A 16,702-nucleotide genomic window follows, 5' to 3' on the forward strand; every position below is an offset into this window, starting at 1 on the left:
AGCACGAGCTCCTGGCCCACGGTCGCCTCCTGCACCTTCCAGCCGGAGATGTAGCCCTCCTGCTGCAGGATCTCGGCGATGCCCGCCTTGATCTTGGAGTGCGGCATGCGGACCTCGTCGTGGTACGCGGTGTTGCCGTTGCGCAGACGCGTGAGCATGTCTGCGATCGGGTCGGTCATCGTCATGGCCGGGTGTTCCTCCCCGCCGCGGTTCCGCACGCGCCGCCCCGAAGGGCGGTCGCGCCGGCCTGCGGCGATCGATTAGAGATGAGTACCGGGGTTGCCAACAGTCGCGGCAGGCGCACGCCTACCAGCTGCTCTTGGTGACGCCCGGGAGCTCGCCGCGGTGCGCCATCTCGCGCAGGCAGATGCGGCAGAGGCCGAACTTGCGGAAGACCGAGTGCGGCCGACCGCAGCGCTGGCAGCGGGTGTAGCCGCGGACAGCGAACTTCGGCTTGGACATGGCCTTGTGGATCAGGGCCTTCTTCGCCACTGCTCAGGACTCCTTGAACGGGAAGCCGAGGAGGCGCAGGAGCGCGCGGCCCTCGTCGTCGGTCTTGGCGGTCGTGACGACCGTGATGTCCATGCCTCGCACGCGGTCGATCCGGTCCTGGTCGATCTCGTGGAACATCGACTGCTCGGTCAAGCCGAACGTGTAGTTGCCGGCGCCGTCGAACTGGCGCGGGCTCAGCCCACGGAAGTCACGGATGCGCGGCAGCGCCGTCGACAGCAGGCGGTCCAGGAACTCCCACATGCGGTCACCGCGCAGCGTGGTGTGCGCGCCGATCGCCTGCCCCTCGCGGAGCTTGAACTGCGCGATCGACTTGCGGGCCTTCGTGACCGCCGGCTTCTGACCGGTGATCGCCGTGAGGTCGCGGATCGCGCCATCCATCAGCTTGGAGTCACGGGCCGCCTCGCCGACGCCCATGTTCACGACGACCTTGACGACCGTCGGAACCTGCATCGGGTTGGTGAAGCCGAACTGCTCGGTCAGCGCCGACGCGATCTCCGCGCGGTAGCGCGTCTTGAGACGCGGCGTGACCTTCTCAGGTGCCTCTGCAGTCATCAGATGTCCTCGCCGGTCCGCTTGGCGACCCGGACCTTGTTGCCGTCCTCGTCGACCCGGAAGCCGATCCGGGTGCCGACGCGCTTGCCGTCCTTCTCCACGACCAGCATCACGTTGCTGACGTGGATCGGGGCCTCGGTCGTCACGATGCCGCCGGTCTTGGCGCCACGAGCGGTCTGGCCGACCTTCGTGTGCTTCTTGACGCGGTTGACACCCTCGACGATGACCTTGTCGTCCTTCGGGAAGGCCTCGATGACCCGGCCCGTGGCGCCCTTGTCCTTGCCTGCGATGACGAGGACGCGGTCGCCCTTCTTGATGCGCATCTGAGTCATGTCAGATCACCTCCGGCGCGAGCGAGATGATGCGCATGAAGCGCTTCTCGCGGAGCTCACGGCCGACCGGGCCGAAGATGCGCGTGCCGCGCGGGTCCCCGCCGTCCTTGATGATGACCGCGGCGTTCTCGTCGAAGCGGATGTACGACCCGTCCTGACGACGCCGCTCCTTGACGGTGCGGACGACGACAGCCTTGACGACGTCACCCTTCTTCACGGTCCCGCCGGGGATCGCGTCCTTCACGGTGGCGACGATGACGTCACCGATGCCGGCGTAGCGCCGCCCCGACCCACCGAGGACCCGGATGCAGAGCAGCTCCTTGGCCCCGGTGTTGTCGGCGACGCGCAGCCGCGACTCCTGCTGAATCATCGATAGTCCTTACTTGGCCTTCTCGAGGATCTCGACGATCCGCCAGCGCTTCGAAGCGGACAGCGGCCGGGTCTCCATGAGGAGCACGCGGTCGCCGACGCCGGCGTCGTTGCGCTCGTCGTGGGCCTTGAGCCGGCTCGTGCGGCGCACGACCTTGCCGTACAGCGGGTGCTTGAAGCGGTCCTCGACGGCGACCACGACGGTCTTGTCCATCTTGTCGCTCACCACGAGGCCCTCACGGGTCTTGCGGTAGCCGCGGCCCTGCACGTGGACATCGGCCGCGCCGGGGGCGCTGGCCGGAGCGGCCTGGGCCGCCTCGATGTTCTGGTCGCTCATGCCGCTCCCTCCGTGCCCTCAGTGGTCGTGATGCCGAGCTCGCGCTCGCGCAGGATCGTGTAGATGCGGGCGATCTCGCGGCGCACGGCCTTCAGTCGCCCGTGGTTGTCCAGCTGCCCGGTCGCCGCCTGGAAGCGGAGGTTGAACAGCTCTTCCTTGGCCTCGCGCAGCTTGCCGAGGAGCTCGTCGTCCTCGACCCCGCGCAGCTCGGCCGCCTTGGTCCCGAGCGCCATCACGCAACACCCTCTTCGCGCTTGACGATGCGGCACTTCATCGGGAGCTTGTGCGACGCGCGCAGCAGGGCCTCCCGGGCCGTCTTCTCGTTCGGGTAGGACAGCTCGAACATGACCCGACCCGGCTTCACGTTCGCGATCCACCACTCCGGCGAGCCCTTGCCGGAGCCCATGCGGGTCTCGGCCGGCTTCTTGGTCAGCGGGCGGTCCGGGTAGATGTTGATCCAGACCTTGCCACCACGACGGATGTGGCGGGTGATCGCGATACGGGCGGACTCGATCTGGCGGTTGGTGACGTACGCCGGCTCGAGCGCCTGAATGCCGTACTCGCCGAAGGTCACACGCGTGCCGCCCTTGGCAGCGCCCGAGCGGCTCGGGTGGTGCTGCTTTCGGTGCTTGACCCGACGGGGGATGAGCATGGGGGTCAGCCCTCCTGTCCGTTGTCCGCCGGCGCGGCAGCGTTGCTCTGCTGCTGCGCCTCGCGGATCGTGGCCTCGACGGCCGAGGCCTCGGTCTGGGCCTGGTGCGGCCCGGCCTCGCTGTGCGCGGTGTCCGCAGCGGCCGAGACGGCGCCCTGCGCCTCGCGGCGCGGGCCCGAGCCGGCGCCACGGCCGCCCCCACGGGCGGGACGGGCACCGGCGTCACGGCGCGGCTGGCGCGCAGCGGCGGCAGCCGCCTGGCGCTCGGCCGACAGGCTCGTGACGTCGCCCTTGTAGATCCAGACCTTGACGCCGATGCGGCCGAACGTCGTCCGGGCCTCGAAGAAGCCGTAGTCGATGTTCGCGCGCAGCGTGTGCAGCGGGACGCGGCCCTCGCGGTAGAACTCCGAGCGCGACATCTCCGCGCCGCCGAGGCGGCCCGAGCACTGCACCCGGATGCCCTTGGCGCCGGCCTTGGTCGCGCTCTGCATGGCCTTGCGCATGGCGCGACGGAACGACACGCGGCTCGAGAGCTGCTCGGCGACGCCCTGGGCTACCAGCTGCGCCTCGATCTCGGGGTTCTTCACCTCGAGGATGTTGAGCTGCACCTGCTTGCCGGTGAGCTTCTCGAGGTCGCCGCGGATGCGGTCGGCCTCGGCGCCGCGGCGGCCGATGACGATGCCCGGGCGGGCCGTGTGGATGTCCACGCGGACGCGGTCGCGGGTGCGCTCGATCTCGACCTTGGCGATGCCCGCGCGCTCCATGCCGCGCGTCATCATCCGGCGGATCGCGACGTCTTCCTTGACGTAGTCCTTGTAGAGCTTGTCGGCGTACCAGCGGCTCTTGAAGTCGGTGGTGATGCCGAGCCGGAACCCGTGCGGGTTGACCTTCTGACCCACTAGCGGGCCCCTCCCTTCGCACCGGCGCGCTGCGACTGCTGCGTCGACGTCACCGACTCCACGACCACCGTGATGTGGCTCGTGCGCTTGCGGATGCGGTAAGCGCGGCCCTGCGCACGAGGCCTGAACCTCTTCAACGTCGGGCCCTCGTCCGCGTATGCCTGGCTCACGCGAAGCGTTCCGCGGTCGAGCTGCTTGTTGTTCTCGGCGTTCGCCATGGCGCTCGCCAGGACCTTGCCGACCGGCTCGCTCGCGGCCTGCGGCGCGAACCGCAGCACGTTGAGGGCCTGCTCGGCCTCCATGCCGCGGATCAGGTCGATGACGCGGCGAACCTTGGTCGGCGACATGCGCACGTAGCGCGCGGTCGCCAGGGCCTCGTTCTCGCCCAGGTGGCGGGTCTTGTTCTCAGCCACGGCGAGACCTCCGGTCCTCCTTGACGTGGCCACGGAAGGTCCGCGTCGGAGCGAACTCGCCGAGCTTGTGCCCGACCATCGCGTCCGTCACGAACACCGGGACGTGCTTGCGGCCGTCGTGCACCGCGATGGTGTGGCCGATCATGGCCGGCACCACCATGGAGCGCCGGGACCAGGTGCGGATGACGTTCTTCGTGCCCTTGTCGTTCTGCGCGTCCACCTTCTTCAAAAGGTGGTCGTCGACGAACGGGCCCTTCTTCAGGCTGCGCGGCATCGCTGGCTACCTGCTCCCTCAGCGCTTCTTGCCGGTCTTGCGACGGCGGACGATGAGCCGGTCGCTGGGCCGATTGGCCCGGCGGGTACGGCCTTCGGGCTTTCCATTGGGGTTGACCGGGTGGCGACCACCGCTGGTCTTGCCCTCACCACCGCCGTGCGGGTGGTCGACGGGGTTCATGGCCACACCGCGGACGGTGGGGCGCTTGCCCCGCCAGCGGTTGCGGCCGGCCTTGCCCCAGTTGATCGAGGCCTGCTCTGCGTTGCCGACCTCGCCGATCGTGGCGCGGCAGCGCACGTCGACGTTGCGGGTCTCGCCGGAGGGCATGCGCAGCAGCGCGTACGGCCCCTCCTTCGCGACGAGCTGGACGCTCGTGCCGGCCGAGCGGGCGATCTTCGCGCCGCCGCCGGGGCGCAGCTCGATGCAGTGCACGGTGGTGCCGACGGGGATGTTGCGCAGCGGCAGGTTGTTGCCGGGCTTGATGTCCGCGCCGGGGCCGTTCTCGATCGGGTCGCCCTGCGAGAGACGGTTCGGCGCCACGATGTAGCGCTTCGTGCCGTCCGCGTAGTGCAGGAGCGCGATGCGGGCCGTGCGGTTGGGGTCGTACTCGATGTGCGCGACCTTGGCCGGCACGCCGTCCTTGTCGTCGCGGCGCCAGTCGATGAGCCGGTACGCCCGCTTGTGGCCGCCACCCTGGTGCCGAGTGGTGATGCGGCCGGTGTTGTTGCGGCCGCCCTTCTTCGGCAGCGGCACGACCAGCGACTTCTCCGGCTCACTGCGCGTGATCTCGGCGAAGTCGGCAACGCTCGCGCCGCGCCGGCCCGGCGTCGTCGGCTTGTACTTGCGGATGCCCATGGGGTGTCGCGTCCTCGTCAGCTGTTCGTCGGCTCGTCTGTCTGTCTCTGGCGCAGTCGCTCAGACCCGGAGGTCAGGAGACCGGTCCACCGAAGATGTCGATGCGGTCGCCCTCGGCCAGGGTCACGATCGCTCGCTTGGTCGAGACGCGCTGCCCGAACCCGAAGCGGGTCCGCTTGCGCTTGCCCTCGCGGTTGATCGTGTTGACGTTCAACACCCGGACCCCGAAGACCTTCTCGACCGCGGTCTTGACCTCGGTCTTGTTGGCGTCCGGGCGGACGAGGAACGTGTACTGGTTCAGGTCCAGCAGGCCGTAGCTCTTCTCGCTGACCAGCGGGGCCAGCAGGACGTCCCGGGAGTCCCGGGCCAGAAGGGCGCGGCTCGCGCTCGGACCGTTGATCGCGCGGCTCACTCGGCGCTCCCAACCTTGTCGAGGGACAGCTCGCTCTCACGCCCGACCGCGGTCGCGCTCCGGCCCTTGGGCGGGCCGGCGAGGAACGCGTCGAGCGCGCCCCGGGTGAAGACCACGTCGTCGGAGACGAGCACGTCGTAGGTGTTGAGCTGGTCGGCGTAGATCCAGTGGACCTGCGGCGCGTTGCGCAGGCTGCGCAGGCCGAGCTCGTCCGAGCGCTCGAGGACGACCAGCACGTGGCGGCGGTCGGTCAGCGTCGCGAGCGCGGTGATCGCGGCCTTGGTCGACGGGGCGTCGCCCTCGACCACCGCGGTCAGCACGTGCACGCGCCCGTGCCGCGCACGGTCGGAGAGCGCGCCGCGCAGGGCGGCGGCCTTCATCTTCTTGGGCGTCCGCTGCGAGTAGTCGCGCGGGGACGGCCCGTGGACCGTGCCACCGCCGACCCACTGCGGGGCGCGGGTCGAGCCCTGCCGGCCGCGGCCGGTGCCCTTCTGACGGAACGGCTTCTTGCCACCGCCGCGGACCTCGCCGCGGGTCTTGGTGTCGTGCGTGCCCTGCCGCGCGGCGGCGAGCTGGGCGACGACCACCTGGTGGATCAGCGCGATGTTGGCCTGCACGTCGAAGACCTCGGCGGGCAGCTCCACGGTGCCGGCGGTGCCGCCGGCCGGGGTGCGGACGTCGATCGTGCTCATCGGCCAGCCGCCTTCGCCGGAGTCTTGGACGCGGTGCGCACGAGGACGACGCTGCCTCGGGGGCCGGGGACGGCGCCCTTGATGAGGATCAGGCCCTTCTCGGCGTCCACCGCGTGGACCGTGAGGCCCTGCGTCGTGGTGCGGACGTTGCCCATGCGGCCGGCCATCTTGAGGCCGGGGAACACGCGGGCCGGGGTCGCGCAGGCGCCGATCGAGCCGGGCGCGCGGTGCTTGCGCTGCGTGCCGTGGCCCGCGCCCAGGCCCTTGAACCCGTGGCGCTTCATGACACCCGCGGTGCCCTTGCCCTTGCTGCGGCCGACGACGTCGACCTTCTGACCCGCCTCGAAGACGTCGGCGGTCAGCTCCTGGCCGGGCGCGAACTCGGCCGCGTCCTCGGTCCGGACCTCGACGAGGAAACGGCGGGGCGTGGTGCCGGCCTTGGCGAAGTGGCCGGAGAGGGGCTTGATCACCTTGCGCGGGTCGATCACGCCGTAGCCGAGCTGGACGGCGGAGTAGCCGTCGGTCTCGGTGCTGCGGACCTGCGTCACCACGCACGGCCCGGCCTGGACGACCGTCACCGGCACGAGCCGGCCGCCATCGTCCCAGACCTGGGTCATGCCCAGCTTCTCGCCGAGGAGCCCTCGGACATTGGGTACCTGCGAAGCCATTCTGCTTTCGTCCTCTGTCGTCCGTTGTCGTCCGCTGTCAGTCGACCGCTGTAGTCGAGAACCGTGGCCGGACTAGAGCTTGATCTCGATGTCGACGCCGGCCGGGAGGTCGAGCCGCATGAGCGAGTCGACGGTCTTCGGCGTCGGGTCGAGAATGTCGATGAGCCGCTTGTGGGTGCGCATCTCGAAGTGCTCGCGCGAGTCCTTGTACTTGTGCGGCGAGCGGATGACGCAATAGACGTTCTTCTCGGTCGGCAGCGGCACCGGGCCCGCGACCTGAGCACCAGTCCTGGTCACCGTCTCGACGATCTTGCGCGCCGAGCTGTCGATGACCTCGTGGTCGTAGGCCTTGAGCCGGATGCGGATCTTCTGTCCCGCCATGGCGTTGGAATCGTCCTTCGTCTCGTACCGCTGCTCGTGCCGGGCTGTTGCCCGTCCCGATCTGGTCTCGCCGGTCCAGGCCTTGCGTGGGGCGCCCCGAGCCCGCCCGCTCCGACCCCCGAGGTCGGGCGTGTCGCACTCGTGCCCGCACTGCGCCGCCTGCCACCGCTGCGGGCCGGGTCCTGTCGGAGCGAGCTCCGCCGCAGTTCCCGCACCCACCAGCCGTCGGATGCCGGTCCTGCCGTGCGCGCCGACTGCTCGTTGCACACGCCTGTCCCGTCACCCGCCAAGGCAACTTGCCCAGTATGCCAAACGCGTCGGCTCCGGGTCCAATCGCGTCCGGCGGGGCCGGGAAGGCCCGCTCCCCGGACGGCGCAGGACCGCCGACGGTGGCCCTGGAGCCCTTCCCCTGGTTCGGGCATGCGCCCGCCTTCGGGAAAGCCTCCGGGACCGCCGGAGGCGGTCGCACGAGTGGGCCGGCGCCGGGACGATGTCCAGGGCGCCGGCCCACTCGAGGGGACTACTTGTTGATCTTGGTGACGCGACCCGCGCCGACGGTACGGCCGCCCTCGCGGATAGCGAAGCGCAGGCCCTCCTCCATGGCGATCGGGTGGATGAGCTGCACCGACATCTCGGTGTTGTCGCCCGGCATGACCATCTCGGTGCCCTCGGGGAGGGTCACCACGCCGGTCACGTCGGTCGTCCGGAAGTAGAACTGCGGACGGTAGTTGTTGAAGAACGGCGTGTGCCGGCCACCCTCGTCCTTGGACAGGATGTAGACGTTCGCCTCGAACTCGGTGTGCGGCGTCGTCGTGCCCGGCTTGATGATGACCTGGCCGCGCTCGACGTCCTCGCGCTTGATACCGCGGAGCAGCAGGCCGACGTTCTCGCCGGCCTGGCCCTCGTCGAGCAGCTTGCGGAACATCTCGATGCCGGTGACCGTCGTCGTGGTCTTCTCAGGACGGATGCCGACGATGTCGACCGTCTCGTTGACCTTGACGACACCGCGCTCGATACGGCCCGTGACGACCGTACCGCGACCGGTGATCGTGAAGACGTCCTCGACGGGCATGAGGAACGGCTTGTCGACCTCGCGCTCAGGCTGCGGGATCGCGGTGTCGACCGCGTTCATCAGCTCCATGAGCTTGTCGGCCCACTCCTCGTCGCCCTCGAGCGCCTTGAGCGCCGAGACGCGGACCACGGGGACGTCGTCGCCGGGGAACTCGTACTCGGACAGGAGCTCGCGGACCTCGAGCTCGACGAGCTCGAGGATCTCCTCGTCGTCGACCATGTCGGCCTTGTTGAGCGCCACGACGATGTAGGGGACGCCGACCTGGCGGGCCAGGAGGACGTGCTCCTTGGTCTGCGGCATCGGGCCGTCGGTCGCTGCGACCACGAGGATGGCGCCGTCCATCTGCGCCGCACCCGTGATCATGTTCTTGATGTAGTCGGCGTGACCGGGGCAGTCGACGTGCGCGTAGTGGCGCGCCTCGGTCTGGTACTCGACGTGCGCGATGGAGATGGTGATACCGCGCTGCCGCTCCTCCGGCGCCTTGTCGATCTGGTCGAACGGCGTGAAGGGGTTGACGTCCGGGTAGCGGTCGTGCAGGACCTTGGTGATCGCCGCCGTGAGCGTCGTCTTGCCGTGGTCGATGTGCCCGATCGTCCCGATGTTGACGTGCGGCTTGGTCCGCTCGAACTTCGCCTTCGCCACGGGTGGGTCCCTCCTAGGAAACGTTTCGGTGGCTGGTGCAGGGCCGGTGCCTGCCGCCTGTGTGCCTGCTGCGGGTACTGATGGTGTCAGAAGGTCTGACGGGTCGAGCAGTGGGCTACTCGCCGCGGACCTTCTTGACGATCTCCTCCGCCACGTTGCGCGGCACCTCGGCGTAGGAGTCGAACTGCATGGAGTAGCTCGCGCGGCCCTGCGTCTTGCTGCGCAGGTCGCCGACGTAGCCGAACATCTCCGAGAGCGGCACGAGCGCCTTGACGACGCGGGCACCGGAACGCTCCTCCATGGCCTGGATCTGGCCACGGCGGGAGTTGAGGTCGCCGATGACGTCGCCCATGTAGTCCTCGGGCGTGGTCACCTCGACGGCCATGACCGGCTCGAGCAGGACCGGGTCGGCCTTGCGAGCGGCCTCCTTGAAGGCCATCGACCCGGCGATCTTGAACGCCATCTCCGAGGAGTCGACCTCGTGGTAGGCGCCGTCGAGCAGCGTCACCTTGACGTCCACCATCGGGTAGCCGGCGAGGATGCCGAGCTCCATGGCCTCCTGCGCGCCCGCGTCCACGGAAGGGATGTACTCGCGCGGGATGCGGCCACCGGTGACCTTGTTCTCGAACTCGTAGCCGCCGTCGCCACCGCCCGTGGGGGCGAGGGCGATCTGGACCTTCGCGAACTGGCCGGAGCCGCCGGTCTGCTTCTTGTGGGTGTAGTCGTAGCGGTCGACGGTCTTGCGGATCGTCTCGCGGTACGCCACCTGGGGCTTGCCGATGTTGGCCTCGACGCGGAACTCGCGGCGCATGCGGTCGACGAGCACCTCGAGGTGCAGCTCGCCCATGCCGGCGAGGATGGTCTGGCCCGTCTCCTCGTCCGTGCGGACCTGGAAGGTCGGGTCCTCCTCGGCCAGGCGCTGGATCGCGACGCCCAGCTTCTCCTGGTCGCCCTTGGACTTGGGCTCCACGGCGACCGAGATGACCGGCGCGGGGAAGTTCATCGACTCGAGCACCACGGGAGCCTCGGGACCGCAGAGCGTGTCGCCGGTGGTGGTGTTCTTCAGGCCCATGACGGCCACGATGTGGCCGGCGGTGACCTTGTCGATCTCGTCCCGCTTGTTGGCGTGCATCCGATAGATCTTGCCGATGCGCTCCTTGTTCCCCTTGGTGCTGTTGAGCACCTGGGTCCCGGTGGTGAGCGTGCCGGAGTAGACCCGGATGTAGGTGAGCTTGCCGAGGTGCGGGTCGCTCATGATCTTGAACGCGAGGGCCGAGAGGGGCGCGTCGTCCGCGGGCTCGCGGGTGATCGTCTCCTCCTCGTTGCCCACGGCGTGACCCTCGACGGCGCCGATGTCCAGCGGCGACGGGAGGTAGCGCACGACCGCGTCGAGCATGGGCTGGACGCCCTTGTTCTTGAAGGCCGAGCCGGTGAGGACGGGGGTGATCTTGCCCGCGATCGTCGCGCGCCGGATGGCGGCGATGAGCTCCTCCTGGGAGGGCTCGTTGCCCTCGAGGTACTGCTCCATGACCGCGTCGTCGTTCTCGGCGAGCGTCTCGAGCAGCTTGTCGTGCCACTCCTGGGCGGCCTCGGTGTGGGTGGCCGGGATGTCGAGGGTGTCGTACATCTCACCCTTGGCCGCCTCGGCGCTCCACACGAGCGCCTTCATCGCGATCAGGTCGACGACGCCCTTGAAGTCCGCCTCGGCGCCGATCGGGATCTGCAGCACCAGCGGGGTGGCGCCGAGCCGGTCCACGATCATGTCGACGCAGCGGTGGAACTCGGCACCCGTGCGGTCGAGCTTGTTGACGAAGCAGATGCGCGGGACGTTGTAGCGGTCGGCCTGCCGCCAGACCGTCTCCGACTGCGGCTCGACGCCAGCCACGCCGTCGAACACCGCGACGGCCCCGTCCAGGACGCGCAGCGAGCGCTCCACCTCGACCGTGAAGTCGACGTGGCCCGGGGTGTCGATGATGTTGATCGTGTGGCCGTCCCACTGGCAGGTCGTCGCGGCCGACGTGATCGTGATGCCGCGCTCCTGCTCCTGCTCCATCCAGTCCATCGTGGCCGCGCCCTCGTGGACCTCACCGATCTTGTAGTTGATACCGGTGTAGAAGAGGATGCGCTCGGTGGTGGTGGTCTTGCCGGCATCGATGTGCGCCATGATGCCGATGTTGCGGACCTGAGCCAGGTCCGTGGTCTGTACGTCGGTGGCCATGTGGGTCTACGCGTCCCTCGTCGGCTCGAAGCTGGAATGTGCGCCCGCGGGAGGGAACCGGAGTTCCCCCCGAACTACCAGCGGTAGTGGGCGAAGGCCTTGTTGGACTCGGCCATCTTGTGCGTGTCCTCGCGCCGCTTGACGCTCGCGCCGAGGCCGTTGCTCGCGTCGAGCAGCTCGTTCATCAGGCGCTCGGTCATCGTCTTCTCGCGACGGCCCTGCGAGTAGCTGACGAGCCAGCGCAGCGCCAGCGTCGTCGAGCGGTTCGGCTTGACCTCGACCGGCACCTGGTAGGTCGCGCCACCGACACGGCGGCTGCGGACCTCGAGGGTCGGCTTCACGTTGTCCAGGGCACGGCGCAGCGTGACGACGGGGTCGTTGCCCGTCTTCTCGCGCGTGCCCTCGAGCGCGCCGTAGACGATCTGCTCGGCGATCGACTTCTTGCCGCTCTGGAGGATCTTGTTGACGAGCTGCGTCACCAGGGGCGACCCGTAGACGGGGTCGACGACGAGCGGGCGCTTGGGCGCCGGTCCCTTGCGCGGCATGTCAGCTCTTCTCCTTCTTCGCGCCGTAGCGGCTGCGAGCCTGCTTGCGGTTCTTCACGCCCTGGGTGTCGAGCGAGCCGCGGATGATCTTGTAGCGAACACCGGGGAGGTCCTTCACACGGCCGCCACGCACGAGCACGATCGAGTGCTCCTGCAGGTTGTGGCCGACGCCGGGGATGTACGCGGTGACCTCGATCTGGCTGGTCAGCCGAACACGGGCGACCTTGCGCAGCGCCGAGTTCGGCTTCTTCGGCGTGGTGGTGTAAACGCGCGTGCAGACGCCGCGGCGCTGGGGCGAGCCCTTGAGCGCCGGCGTCTTGGTCTTGCCGACCTTGTCCTGGCGGCCCTTGCGGACCAGCTGCTGAATCGTGGGCACCGCGTCCAGTCTTCCCTTCAGTCCCGTCTCGCGTGGCAAAGCTCGCGCGTGTCTCTCCGCGTCGAATTGACGGTGAGAGCCGCTCCGCAGCCGACCCCCGCAGTCGGGCGTGTCGCCCGGTGCGGGAAGCTCACCGTGTGATGAGCTGCGGTGTGGCTCCCTGTCGCGCTGGCGCGCGCACACGCGAAGGCCTGGGTTCCCCCAGGCACGAGTAACCAGATTACAGAGCGGGCCCCGCTGGGGTCAAAAGAGGGCGGTTCTGCACCCTCGCCCGCGCTCAACCCCCGCCCACCGCGTACCGATGGACGGGCCGCCGTCCCACCGGACAACCGCTCCCGCGCGCGCCGTGTTCCCGCCCCGCACGGCGCGGTTGGCCCCTTGCACGCACGCCTCGGGACCGCGTACGGCCCCGGGCCCGTCCTCGCCCGCGACAGGCAGCCCGCCCTCCCCCGCCGCTGTGGCCGCTCCCGCCCCCAACGGCCGACGCCGGCCGCCCCACGAGGGGACGACCGGCGCCGGACGGGACCAGGGACTGCGATCAGCCCGTGTAGGGGCCGTAGTCGTAGTCCTCGAGCGGGACGGCCTGGCCCGAGCCCTGGCCGAAGGGGCTGTAGTCCAGCTCCTCGTAGCCCGGCAGGGAGTACATGGCCGCCTTCGCCTCCTCGGTGGGCTCGACCCGGATGTTGCGGTAGCGGGCAAGGCCCGTACCGGCCGGGATGAGCTTGCCGATGATGACGTTCTCCTTGAGGCCGAGCAGCGAGTCGCTCTTGGCCTCCATCGCCGCGGTCGTGAGGACCCGCGTCGTCTCCTGGAACGAGGCTGCCGACAGCCACGACTCGGTGGCCAGCGAGGCCTTGGTGATGCCCATGAGCTCGGGACGGCCGGAAGCCGGCTGCCCGCCCTCGGCCACCACACGGCGGTTCTCCACCTCGAAGCGCGAGCGCTCCACGAGCTCGCCCGGCAGCAGCTCCGCATCGCCGGACTCGATGATCGTCACCCGCTTGAGCATCTGGCGGACGATGACCTCGATGTGCTTGTCGTGGATCGACACGCCCTGCGAGCGGTAGACCTCCTGGACCTGCTCGACCAGGTGGATCTGCACCTGGCGCGGGCCCAGGATGCGCAGCACCTGCTTCGGGTCGACCGCGCCCTGGACGAGCTTCTGCCCGACCTCGACGTGGTCGCCCTCGCTGACCAGCAGCCGCGACCGCTTGGAGACCGGGTAGCCGATCTCCTCCGACCCGTCGTCGGGGGTGACGACGAGCTTGCGCGACTTGTCGGTCTCCTCGATGGAGACCCGGCCGGCCGCCTCCGAGATCGGGGCCACGCCCTTGGGGGTGCGGGCCTCGAAGAGCTCGACCACACGCGGCAGGCCGTGGGTGATGTCGTCACCCGCCACACCGCCGGTGTGGAAGGTGCGCATCGTCAGCTGCGTGCCCGGCTCACCGATCGACTGGGCGGCGATGATGCCGACCGCCTCGCCGACGTCGACGAGCTTGCCCGCGGCCAGCGAGCGGCCGTAGCACATGGCGCAGGTGCCGACCTTGCTGTCGCAGGTCAGGACCGAGCGCACCTTGACCGTCTCGACGCCCGCGTCCACCAGCCGGCCGATCACGACGTCACCGAGGTCGGTGTTGGCCGGCGCCACCTCGGTGCCGTCCGGCCCGACGGCCGGCTCGGCGAGGTTGCGCGAGTAGACGCTCGTCTCGACGTTCTCGGCGCGGACGAGCTTGGAGCCGTCCGCGGACCGGTCCGCGATCCGCATCACGATGCCGCGGTCGGTGCCGCAGTCCTCCTCGCGGATGATGACGTCCTGCGAGACGTCGACCAGACGACGGGTGAGGTAGCCCGAGTCGGCGGTACGCAGAGCGGTGTCCGCGAGGCCCTTGCGGGCGCCGTGGGTGGCGATGAAGTACTCCAGGACCGACAGGCCCTCGCGGAAGTTGGACTTGATCGGGCGCGGGATGATCTCGCCCTTCGGGTTCGCCACGAGGCCGCGCATACCGGCGATCTGGCGGACCTGCATCCAGTTACCGCGCGCGCCCGAGTTGACCATCATGAAGACGGTGTTCTGGCGCGGGAACTCCTGCTGCATGGCCTCGGCGACCTTGTTCGTCGCCTCGGTCCAGATGTTGATGAGCTCCTGGCGACGCTCGTCGTCGGTGATGAGGCCGCGCTCGTACTGGCCCTGCACCTTCTCCGCGCGGACCTCGTGCTCCTCGAGGATCGCCGCCTTCGCCTTCGGCGTGACGACGTCCTCGATCGAGATCGTGACGCCGGAACGGGTCGACCAGTGGAAGCCGGCCGCCTTGAGGGCGTCCAGCGTCGCGGCGACCTGCACCTTGGGGTAGCGCTCGGCGAGGTCGTTGACGATGCCCGAGAGCACCTTCTTGTCGACGACCCGGTCGACGAACGGGTAGTCCGCCGGCAGCGCCTCGTTGAACAAGGTCCGCCCGAGCGTGGTCTCCAGGAGGTACGGCTGCCCCGGCTCCCAGCCCTCGGGAGCGGCGAAGCCCGCCGGCGGCACGACGTCGCTGACCCGGATCTTGATCCGCGCCTGCAGCGACAGCGTCCGCTGGTCGAACGCCATGACCGCCTCGGCCGCCGAGGAGAAGACGCGCCCCTCGCCCTCGGCCCCCTCCAGCTGGGAGGTGAGGAAGTAGATGCCGAGCACCATGTCCTGGGTCGGCGCGGTGATCGGACGACCGTGCGCCGGCGAGAGGATGTTGTTGCTCGACAGCATCAGGACGCGGGCCTCGGCCTGCGCCTCGGCCGACAGCGGCAGGTGGACCGCCATCTGGTCGCCGTCGAAGTCGGCGTTGAAGGCGGTGCAGACCAGCGGGTGGATCTGGATCGCCTTGCCCTCGACCAGCTGCGGCTCGAAGGCCTGGATGCCGAGGCGGTGCAGCGTGGGCGCGCGGTTGAGCAGCACCGGGTGCTCGGTGATGACCTCCTCGAGCACGTCCCACACGACCGGGCGGGCGCGCTCGACCATGCGCTTGGCCGACTTGATGTTCTGCGCGTGGTTGAGGTCCACGAGCCGCTTCATCACGAACGGCTTGAACAGCTCGAGCGCCATCTGCTTGGGCAGGCCGCACTGGTGGAGCTTGAGCTGCGGGCCGACGACGATGACCGACCGGCCGGAGTAGTCGACGCGCTTGCCGAGCAGGTTCTGGCGGAACCGGCCCTGCTTGCCCTTGAGCATGTCCGACAGCGACTTGAGCGGGCGGTTGCCCGGCCCGGTCACCGGACGACCACGACGGCCGTTGTCGAACAGCGCGTCCACGGCCTCCTGGAGCATGCGCTTCTCGTTGTTGACGATGATCTCGGGCGCGCCGAGGTCGAGAAGCCGCTTCAGTCGGTTGTTGCGGTTGATGACGCGGCGGTAGAGGTCGTTGAGGTCGCTCGTCGCGAAACGGCCACCGTCGAGCTGCACCATCGGGCGCAGGTCCGGCGGGATGACCGGGACGCAGTCGAGGACCATGCCGTTCGGCGAGTTCCGCGTGTTGAGGAACGCGCTGACGACCTTGAGCCGCTTGAGGGCGCGGGTCTTCTTCTGGCCCTTGCCGGTGCGGATGATCTCGCGCAGCTTCTCGGCCTCGGCCTCGAGGTCGAAGGACTGCAGGCGCGCCTGGATGGCCGCCGCGCCCATTCCGCCCTTGAAGTATTCGCCGAAGCGGTCGCGCATCTCGCGGTAGAGGATCTCGTCGCCCTCGAGGTCCTGGACCTTGAGCCCCTTGAAGCGGTCCCAGACCTCGTTGAGGCGGTCGATCTCGCGCTGCGCGCGGTCGCGGATCTGCTTCATCTCGCGCTCGGCGCCCTCGCGGACCTTGCGCCGGGCGTCGCTCTTGGCCCCCTCGGCCTCGAGCGCGGCGATGTCCTCCTCCAGCTTGCGCTGGCGGGCCTCGACGTCGGAGTCGCGGCGCTGCTCGAGCTGGCCGCGCTCGACGCCGATCTGCGCCTCGAGCGAGGGCAGGTCGACGTGGCGACGCTCCTCGTCGACCTCGGTGATCATGTAGGCCGCGAAGTAGATGATCTTCTCGAGGTCCTTGGGAGCCAGGTCGAGCAGGTAGCCCAGCCGGCTCGGGACGCCCTTGAAGTACCAGATGTGCGTGACGGGCGCCGCGAGCTCGATGTGGCCCATGCGCTCACGGCGCACCTTGGCGCGCGTGACCTCGACGCCGCAGCGCTCGCAGATGATGCCCTTGAAGCGGACGCGCTTGTACTTGCCGCAGTAGCACTCCCAGTCCCGGGTGGGACCGAAGATCTTCTCGCAGAAGAGGCCATCCTTCTCCGGCTTCAGCGTCCGGTAGTTGATGGTCTCGGGCTTCTTGACCTCGCCGTGCGACCACTGGCGGATGTCGTCAGCGGTCGCCAGGCCGATGCGCAGCTCGTCAAAGAAGTTGACGTCCAGCACGCGGTTTCCTTCTCTCAAATCAAGGTCTCGACACGAGCGGTGAGGGGGGCCGGTGGGCGCCGCAGCCTGTCCGGCTGCAGCGC

General features: G+C 69.3%; 21 protein-coding genes. All 21 read right to left on the reverse strand.

Annotated elements, in window-relative coordinates; translation table 11 throughout:
• Positions 1-185, reverse strand: a 185-nt coding sequence (gene rpsH / locus G9H71_RS15405) for a 30S ribosomal protein S8 (RefSeq protein WP_166283403.1), incomplete at its 3' end; no start/stop codon positions are given.
• A 121-nt stretch (positions 186-306) separates the two neighbouring features.
• Complete coding sequence (locus G9H71_RS15410) at positions 307-492, reverse strand: type Z 30S ribosomal protein S14 (RefSeq protein ID WP_166166686.1); 186 nt, start codon at positions 490-492, stop codon at positions 307-309.
• Between the two features lie 3 nt (positions 493-495).
• Positions 496-1,065, reverse strand: coding sequence for a 50S ribosomal protein L5 (gene rplE, locus G9H71_RS15415; protein WP_166283405.1), 570 nt, complete (start codon positions 1,063-1,065; stop codon positions 496-498).
• Positions 1,065-1,388, reverse strand: coding sequence for a 50S ribosomal protein L24 (gene rplX, locus G9H71_RS15420; protein WP_166167720.1), 324 nt, complete (start codon positions 1,386-1,388; stop codon positions 1,065-1,067). Before rplX ends, rplE begins: the two co-directional genes overlap by 1 nt.
• Before the next feature lie 10 nt (positions 1,389-1,398).
• Complete coding sequence (gene rplN / locus G9H71_RS15425) at positions 1,399-1,767, reverse strand: 50S ribosomal protein L14 (protein WP_166166692.1); 369 nt, start codon at positions 1,765-1,767, stop codon at positions 1,399-1,401.
• Between the two features lie 9 nt (positions 1,768-1,776).
• Positions 1,777-2,103 carry a 30S ribosomal protein S17 gene (gene rpsQ, locus G9H71_RS15430; protein ID WP_166283407.1) on the reverse strand — a complete coding sequence of 109 codons (327 nt, stop codon included), beginning with the start codon at positions 2,101-2,103 and terminating at the stop codon, positions 1,777-1,779.
• Positions 2,100-2,336 carry a 50S ribosomal protein L29 gene (gene rpmC, locus G9H71_RS15435; RefSeq protein ID WP_166283409.1) on the reverse strand — a complete coding sequence of 79 codons (237 nt, stop codon included), beginning with the start codon at positions 2,334-2,336 and terminating at the stop codon, positions 2,100-2,102. Before rpmC ends, rpsQ begins: the two co-directional genes overlap by 4 nt.
• Positions 2,336-2,755: a 50S ribosomal protein L16 gene (gene rplP / locus G9H71_RS15440; RefSeq protein ID WP_166283412.1), complete on the reverse strand. Its 420-nt coding sequence runs from the start codon at positions 2,753-2,755 to the stop codon at positions 2,336-2,338. The genes rpmC and rplP overlap by 1 nt, the downstream gene beginning before the upstream one ends.
• A gap of 5 nt (positions 2,756-2,760) precedes the next feature.
• Positions 2,761-3,654: a 30S ribosomal protein S3 gene (rpsC, locus tag G9H71_RS15445; protein ID WP_166283414.1), complete on the reverse strand. Its 894-nt coding sequence runs from the start codon at positions 3,652-3,654 to the stop codon at positions 2,761-2,763.
• Entirely contained in the window at positions 3,654-4,067 is a 414-nt protein-coding gene (gene rplV / locus G9H71_RS15450) for a 50S ribosomal protein L22 (protein WP_166283416.1), read from the reverse strand. Before rplV ends, rpsC begins: the two co-directional genes overlap by 1 nt.
• Positions 4,060-4,341, reverse strand: a complete 282-nt coding sequence (gene rpsS / locus G9H71_RS15455; protein ID WP_166166707.1) for a 30S ribosomal protein S19 — start codon at positions 4,339-4,341, stop codon at positions 4,060-4,062. Before rpsS ends, rplV begins: the two co-directional genes overlap by 8 nt.
• An 18-nt stretch (positions 4,342-4,359) precedes the next feature.
• Entirely contained in the window at positions 4,360-5,196 is an 837-nt protein-coding gene (gene rplB / locus G9H71_RS15460) for a 50S ribosomal protein L2 (protein ID WP_166283418.1), read from the reverse strand.
• Positions 5,197-5,269: 73 nt separating this feature from the next.
• Positions 5,270-5,566, reverse strand: a complete 297-nt coding sequence (gene rplW, locus G9H71_RS15465) for a 50S ribosomal protein L23 (RefSeq protein WP_166283457.1) — start codon at positions 5,564-5,566, stop codon at positions 5,270-5,272.
• A gap of 38 nt (positions 5,567-5,604) precedes the next feature.
• The gene (rplD, locus tag G9H71_RS15470; RefSeq protein ID WP_166283421.1) at positions 5,605-6,300 is read right to left on the reverse strand and encodes a 50S ribosomal protein L4; all 696 of its coding nucleotides are present in this window, start codon (positions 6,298-6,300) and stop codon (positions 5,605-5,607) included.
• Positions 6,297-6,968 carry a 50S ribosomal protein L3 gene (gene rplC / locus G9H71_RS15475; protein ID WP_166283423.1) on the reverse strand — a complete coding sequence of 224 codons (672 nt, stop codon included), beginning with the start codon at positions 6,966-6,968 and terminating at the stop codon, positions 6,297-6,299. Before rplC ends, rplD begins: the two co-directional genes overlap by 4 nt.
• A 72-nt stretch (positions 6,969-7,040) precedes the next feature.
• Positions 7,041-7,349: a 30S ribosomal protein S10 gene (gene rpsJ / locus G9H71_RS15480; protein WP_066889903.1), complete on the reverse strand. Its 309-nt coding sequence runs from the start codon at positions 7,347-7,349 to the stop codon at positions 7,041-7,043.
• A 520-nt stretch (positions 7,350-7,869) separates the two neighbouring features.
• Complete coding sequence (tuf, locus tag G9H71_RS15485; RefSeq protein ID WP_166283425.1) at positions 7,870-9,063, reverse strand: elongation factor Tu; 1,194 nt, start codon at positions 9,061-9,063, stop codon at positions 7,870-7,872.
• Positions 9,064-9,178: 115 nt separating this feature from the next.
• Positions 9,179-11,281 carry an elongation factor G gene (fusA, locus tag G9H71_RS15490; RefSeq protein WP_166283427.1) on the reverse strand — a complete coding sequence of 701 codons (2,103 nt, stop codon included), beginning with the start codon at positions 11,279-11,281 and terminating at the stop codon, positions 9,179-9,181.
• A 74-nt stretch (positions 11,282-11,355) separates the two neighbouring features.
• Complete coding sequence (gene rpsG, locus G9H71_RS15495; protein WP_166283429.1) at positions 11,356-11,826, reverse strand: 30S ribosomal protein S7; 471 nt, start codon at positions 11,824-11,826, stop codon at positions 11,356-11,358.
• A gap of 1 nt (position 11,827) precedes the next feature.
• The gene (gene rpsL, locus G9H71_RS15500; protein ID WP_088289628.1) at positions 11,828-12,202 is read right to left on the reverse strand and encodes a 30S ribosomal protein S12; all 375 of its coding nucleotides are present in this window, start codon (positions 12,200-12,202) and stop codon (positions 11,828-11,830) included.
• A 538-nt stretch (positions 12,203-12,740) separates the two neighbouring features.
• Positions 12,741-16,619: a DNA-directed RNA polymerase subunit beta' gene (locus tag G9H71_RS15505; protein ID WP_166283431.1), complete on the reverse strand. Its 3,879-nt coding sequence runs from the start codon at positions 16,617-16,619 to the stop codon at positions 12,741-12,743.
• Positions 16,620-16,702 lie beyond the last annotated feature (83 nt).

Source organism: Motilibacter deserti (genome assembly GCF_011250635.1).
GTDB lineage: Bacteria > Actinomycetota > Actinomycetes > Motilibacterales > Motilibacteraceae > Motilibacter_A > Motilibacter_A deserti.